Genomic DNA, 5,899 nt, shown 5'->3' on the forward strand with positions numbered 1-5,899 from the left:
ACTATTATAAACATTTTTTTGGCGGTGGCCCCGTATTTTTTTTAAAACCCCCCCCCCGCCCCCGGGGGGGGGGGGGCCCGCCCCGGCCCCCCCGCGCCGCCTCGGCGGCGGCCTGCGCGGCGGCGGCCCGGGCCTGGACCACCGCCAGGACGGCGGCGAGCTCCTCGGGGGTCGGCTGCCCGTGCAGCACGTGGATCGGTGCCATGGCTCATTCTCTCCCGACGAGGGCCTACAGGGGGATGTTGCCGTGCTTCTTCGGCGGCAGCACCTCGCGCTTGCCGCGCAGCGCCCGCAGACCCCGGACGATGTGCCGGCGGGTCTCGCTCGGCGGGATCACCGCGTCCACGTAGCCGCGCTCGGCCGCCAGGTACGGGTTCAGCAGGGTGTCCTCGTACGAGGCGATCAGCTCGGCCCGCTTCTGCTCGGCACCGCCCGCCGCCTCGGCCTCGGCGATCTCCCGCCGGTGCAGGATGTTGACCGCGCCCTGCGCGCCCATCACCGCGATCTGCGCGGTCGGCCAGGCCAGGTTGAGGTCGGCACCCAGGTGCTTGGAGCCCATGACGTCGTACGCGCCGCCGAAGGCCTTGCGGGTGATCACGGTGATCAGCGGGACGGTCGCCTCGGCGTAGGCGTAGATCAGCTTGGCGCCGCGGCGGATGATGCCGTCCCACTCCTGCTCGGTGCCGGGCAGGAAGCCGGGCACGTCGACGAAGGTCAGCACCGGGATGTTGAAGGAGTCGCAGGTCCGGATGAAGCGGGCGGCCTTCTCGCTGGCGTTGATGTCCAGGCAGCCGGCCAGGTCCATCGGCTGGTTGCCGACGATGCCGACGGACTGGCCCTCGACCCGGCCGAAGCCGGTGATGATGTTGCCCGCGTACAGCGGCTGGGTCTCCAGGAACTCGCCGTCGTCGACGATGTGCTCGATCACCTTGCGCATGTCGTACGGCTGGTTCGCCGAGTCCGGCACGATGGTGTCGAGTTCGAGGTCCTCGTCGGTGACGGTGAGGTCCGCCTGCTCGGGGTAGGACGGCGGGTCCGACAGGTTGTTGGAGGGCAGGTACGAGAGCAGGCTCTTGACGTACTCGACGGCCTCCTTCTCGTCGGTGGCCAGGTAGTGCGCGTTGCCGGACTTGCTGTTGTGGGTGCGGGCGCCGCCCAGCTCCTCCATGCCGACGTCCTCGCCGGTCACGGTCTTGATCACGTCCGGGCCGGTGATGAACATGTGCGAGGTCCGGTCGGCCATCACCACGAAGTCGGTGATCGCGGGGGAGTACACCGCGCCGCCCGCGCAGGGGCCCATGATCAGCGAGATCTGCGGGATCACGCCCGAGGCGTGCACGTTGCGGCGGAAGATCTCGCCGTACAGGCCGAGCGAGACCACGCCCTCCTGGATCCGGGCGCCGCCGGAGTCGTTGATGCCGATGACCGGGCAGCCGGTCTTCAGCGCGAAGTCCATCACCTTGACGATCTTCTCGCCGAACACCTCGCCCAGGGAGCCGCCGAACACGGTGAAGTCCTGGGCGAAGACGGCGACCTGACGGCCGTCCACGGTGCCGTAGCCGGTCACCACGCCGTCGCCGTACGGGCGGTTCCGCTCCTGCCCGAAGTTCGTCGAGCGGTGCCGGGCGAACTCGTCGAACTCGACGAAGGAGCCCTCGTCCAGCAGCTCCGCGACCCGCTCGCGGGCCGTCAGCTTGCCCTTGGCGTGCTGCTTCTCCACGGCCGCGGCGGAGCCGGAGTGCACCGCCTCGTCGAGCCTGCGCCGCAGGTCGGCGAGCTTGCCGGCGGTGGTGTGGGGGTCGTACGGCGCCTCGGTCATCCGGTGGCTCTCCCTGATCCATGGGCCGCGACCTGTTCGAGTGCGCGCGGGCCGGAGTGGGGGCCCGCGCATGAGGGCAGGGCGGCGCTGCGAACTACCGTTGGGTAGCGTAGCCAGCGCACCGGCCCGGACGTCATGTCCTGGCGTTATGGCCATCGACACAGTGTGTCAACGCGCGTTCTGCGGGACGATGGGGCGGCCTACGCCCCACGCGACCGGACAGGACCTAGTGTTCTGGACCATGACCGCACCCGACTCCCCCCGCCGCAGTGGACTGCGCGGTTTCGGCCACGCCGGGCCGTCGCCGTGGACCGACCTGGACCGCCCGCCGCTGGACGAGGCCGCGCTGCGCCGCGACCTGCTGGTCCCGGACGGGCTCTGGACCTCGGTGGACGTCGTCGCCGAGACCGGCTCCACCAACAACGACCTCGCCGCCCGCGCCCGGGCCGGCGCCCCGCAGGGCGCGGTGCTGGTCGCCGAGGTGCAGAACGCCGGGCGCGGCCGGCTGGAACGCCAGTGGAGCGCCCCGGCCCGCTCCGGGCTGTTCCTGTCCGTCCTGCTGCGCCCCGAGGAGGTGCCGGTCGAGCGCTACGGCTGGCTGCCGATCCTGGTCGGGGTGGCCACCGCCAGCACGCTGAGCCGGGTCGCCGGGGTCGAGGTCGGGCTGAAGTGGCCCAACGACCTCCAGGTGGAGATCGACGGCGCGGAGCGCAAGCTCGGCGGCATCCTCACCGAGCTGAGCGGCGGCGCCGTGGTCGCCGGGCTCGGCATCAACGTCTCGCTGCGCGAGCCCGAGCTGCCCGTCCCCACCGCGGCCTCGCTCGCGCTGGCCGGCGCCGAGGTCACCGACCGGTCCACCCTGCTGCGCGCCCTGCTGCGCGAGTTCGCCGGGCTGTACCGCACCTGGACGGCCGCCGCCGGCGACCCGCACACCAGCGAGCTGCTCCGTGCCTACGCGGACCGCTGCACCACGCTCGGCCGCCAGGTGAAGGTGCACCTGCCGGGCGACCGGGAGCTGGTCGGCGAGGCGGTGGCGATCGACGGCGACGGCCGCCTGGTGGTCCGCACCCCCGACGGCGCACGCCGGGCGGTCGGCGCGGGGGACGTCGTCCACGTGCGCCCCGAGCCCCGCTGAACGGCACTCTTCACCTCTCCTTGACCCGGGCTGATGCCCCGGATCACGCGATTCCGTGCGAACATTCCACCTGGCAGCGGTGTGAGGCGCGCCACTGCCCGCCGGGTGGCGGGCGCGCCCGGACAGGCAGGACACGAGGCAAGTGCGGCGACCGCACGGGGACGGACCGGTGGCAGAGGACGGCAGCAGCGGCGCGACATCGGGGACCCACGACCCCACGGTCGCGCTCGAACTGGAACGCCTGATCCTGGACGCGCCACGCCGCTACACCCCGTACCAGGCCGCGCGGGCCGCAGACGTCCCGATGGAGCTGGCGACCCGCTTCTGGCGGGCCATGGGCTTCCCCGACATCGGCCAGTCCCGGGCCCTCACCGACGGCGACGTGATCGCCCTGCGCCGGCTCGCCGGCCTGGTCGAGTCCGGCCTGCTCAGCGAGTCGATGGCGATCCAGGTGGCCCGCTCCACCGGCCAGACCACCGCCCGGCTGGCCGGCTGGCAGATGGACACCTTCCTGGAGAACCTCACCCAGGCCGTCGAACCCGGCCTGACCCGCGCCGACGTCGCCTACCCGCTGGTCGAGCTGCTGCTGCCGGAGCTGGAGCAGTTCCTGGTGTACGTCTGGCGCCGCCAGCTCGCCGCCGTCACCGGCCGGGTGGTCCAGGCCGCCGAGGACAACGAGATCACCAGCGGCCGCCTCGCCGTGGGCTTCGCCGACCTGGTCGGCTTCACCCGGCTGTCGCGGCGGCTGGAGGAGGAGGAGCTCGGCGAACTCGTCGAGACCTTCGAGAACACCTGTTCGGACCTGATCGCCGGGCAGGGCGGCCGGGTCATCAAGACCCTCGGCGACGAGATCCTCTACGTCTCCGAGGACCCGGTCACCGCCGCCGAGATCGCGCTCAGCCTGATCGAGGCCCTCGCCGAGGACGAGAGCATCCCCGCGCTGCGGGTCGGCATGGCCTTCGGCACGGTCACCTCGCGGATGGGCGACGTCTTCGGCACCACCGTGAACCTGGCCAGCCGGCTCACCTCGATCGCGCCCAAGGACGCGGTGCTGATCGACGGCGAGTTCGCCGCCGCGCTGGAGCAGTACGGCAGCGTGGCCCCGCCGGACGCGGACGGCCCCGGCCTCGCCGAGGCGCTGTCGGCCGCCGCCGGGATGCCCGCCTCGGGCCTGCCGGTGCCGGGCCTGGACGCCGGGCACCGGTTCCACCTGCAGCCGATGTGGCGCCGGCCGGTGCGCGGGCTCGGGCTGGTCGAGCCGTGGCTGCTGTCGCGGCGGCTGAAGCCGGAGTAGGACTCCGCCCCTGCCCCTCCCGGGCCCTTCTCACGCCTCTCCCGGACTCTTCCCGGTCTCTTCCGGGCCCCTTCCGGTCTTCTCCTGTGCCCTTCCCGGCTTTTCCCGGGCCTTTCCGGCCTTCCCCGGCCTTTTCCAGGACGTGGCCCCGGGCCGGTCCCGATGCTTGGGGTGCCGAACGGTTGAAACCCGTACGGCCGGTTGCGGGTCCGCCCCGGCAAACGGGGCATAACCGAACGAAACCGCCATAGTCTTGGTGAAAGCGGCCGGGTGGGTGCGGCCGCCGTCGGGGGTCCGGCAGGACCGAGCACAGGGAGCGAGGCGAGCCGGTGAGCAGTGAGGCGATCATGACGGACCGCGGCTGCGACTGCGACTGCGGCGGCCCGCAGCCGGCCGGCCAACTGCCCGACCTGCGGCTGCAGTCCGTGGTCGAGCTTGCCCAGGACATGGCCGGCGCGCTCACCCCGCTGGAGGCCGTCCGGGCCGCCGCCGCCCGCGCCACCGAGGCGCTCGGGGCGACCATGGCGGCCGTCTCCGTCTGGGACCGTGAATCCGGCCGGCTCCGGGTCCTGGTCAACCACGGGGAGCTCGCGCCCGGCGAGGAGGAACTGCCCGAGGACGAGTCCTACCCCGTCGCCGACTTCCCCGAGATCGTCACCTATCTGGAGGAGCGCTGGACCACCGGGCGCCTCCCGCGGGCCTGGCTGCAGACCGCCGAGAACGCCGAACCGCACGCCGGGCACGCCCACCCCACCGCCGGCGCGTACTGCCAGGAACGCGCCGCGGCGCTGCGCCGGCGCGGCCGCGCCTGCTGCGTGGTCGCCCCGATCGTCCTGCACGGGCAGGCCTGGGGCGAGCTGTACCTGGCCCGCAGCGTCGGCAAGCCCGAGTTCTCCGCCGCCGACGCCGACTACGCGACCCTGCTCGCGGCCCAGATCTCGGCCGGCCTCGCCCAGACCGAACGCCTCGCCGACCTGCGCAAACTCGCCTTCTCCGACCCGCTCACCGGCCTCGCCAACCGGCGCGCCGTCGACACCCGGCTGGAGAGCGCCCTGACGGCGCACAACCGGGACAACACCGTGGTCTCGCTCGTCGTCTGCGACGTCAACGGCCTCAAGCGGGTCAACGACCAGCTCGGCCACGAAATGGGCGACCGGCTGCTCGAACGGTTCGCCCACCAGCTCTCGGTCGCCGCGGCCAAACTCCCCGGCAGCCTCGCCGCCCGCCTCGGCGGCGACGAGTTCTGCCTGCTCGCCGAAGGGCAGAAGGCCGACGAGGTCGTCGCCGTCGCCGAGGAGCTCTGCGCCCGGGCCCTCGCCCTGTCCGAGGGCGAGGGCGTCGCCTGCGGTGTCGCCTCCACCGGCGACTCCATCGGCCCGGTCACCACCCCCGACCGGCTCTTCCGGCTCGCCGACGCCGCCCAGTACCGGGCCAAGGCCGCCCGCGCCGCCCACCCCGTCGTCGCCGGGCGCAGCCACGGCCCCGGCTTCTCGCCCGACCCCACCGTGCTGCTCGCCGACGCCGCCGACCCGCACCACCGGGCCGACGCACGCGGCGCCCCCCCCCGCCCGGGCGGGGGGGGGGGCCCCCCGGGGGGGGGCCGGGCCCCGCCCACCCCCCCCCCCCGGGGCGCCGCGCACCCCCGCGCCCC

Annotated in this window: 5 protein-coding genes; 3 read left to right on the forward strand and 2 right to left on the reverse strand. The window is 73.5% G+C overall.

Translation table 11 applies throughout. The features are described 5' to 3' along the window. Positions 1 to 4: 4 nt before the first annotated feature. Both ACFV6D_RS17585 and ACFV6D_RS17590 read right to left on the reverse strand, forming a co-directional pair. Complete coding sequence (locus ACFV6D_RS17585) at positions 5 to 205, reverse strand: acyl-CoA carboxylase epsilon subunit (RefSeq protein ID WP_380560431.1); 201 nt, start codon at positions 203 to 205, stop codon at positions 5 to 7. Positions 206 to 229: 24 nt separating this feature from the next. Then, positions 230 to 1,819 (reverse strand): acyl-CoA carboxylase subunit beta, encoded by a 1,590-nt coding sequence (locus ACFV6D_RS17590; protein ID WP_063349084.1) that lies wholly within the window; start codon positions 1,817 to 1,819, stop codon positions 230 to 232. A 241-nt stretch (positions 1,820 to 2,060) separates the two neighbouring features. On the opposite strand from ACFV6D_RS17590, the gene ACFV6D_RS17595 reads away from it, so the two are divergent. The 3 genes from ACFV6D_RS17595 to ACFV6D_RS17605 form a co-directional block, all read left to right on the forward strand. Continuing rightward, on the forward strand, positions 2,061 to 2,954 hold the full coding sequence (locus ACFV6D_RS17595; protein WP_063351348.1) for a biotin--[acetyl-CoA-carboxylase] ligase: 894 nt from the start codon (positions 2,061 to 2,063) through the stop codon (positions 2,952 to 2,954). 169 nt (positions 2,955 to 3,123) lie between these two features. Then, the gene (locus ACFV6D_RS17600; RefSeq protein WP_063349085.1) at positions 3,124 to 4,248 is read left to right on the forward strand and encodes an adenylate/guanylate cyclase domain-containing protein; all 1,125 of its coding nucleotides are present in this window, start codon (positions 3,124 to 3,126) and stop codon (positions 4,246 to 4,248) included. 446 nt (positions 4,249 to 4,694) lie between these two features. Further along, positions 4,695 to 5,899 (forward strand): diguanylate cyclase domain-containing protein (locus ACFV6D_RS17605; protein ID WP_380560459.1); only part of this gene is annotated, 1,205 nt, incomplete at its 3' end.

Origin of the sequence: Kitasatospora sp. NPDC059812 (assembly GCF_042732075.1) — a bacterium.
Lineage (GTDB): Bacteria > Actinomycetota > Actinomycetes > Streptomycetales > Streptomycetaceae > Kitasatospora.

Bases quoted from the DNA above. Each gene is read 5' to 3' on its own strand.
- ACFV6D_RS17585 (WP_380560431.1), bottom strand. From the start codon at position 205: ATGGCACCGATCCACGTGCTGCACGGGCAGCCGACCCCCGAGGAGCTC.
- ACFV6D_RS17590 (WP_063349084.1), bottom strand. From the start codon at position 1,819: ATGACCGAGGCGCCGTACGACCCCCACACCACCGCCGGCAAGCTCGCC.
- ACFV6D_RS17595 (WP_063351348.1), top strand. From the start codon at position 2,061: ATGACCGCACCCGACTCCCCCCGCCGCAGTGGACTGCGCGGTTTCGGC.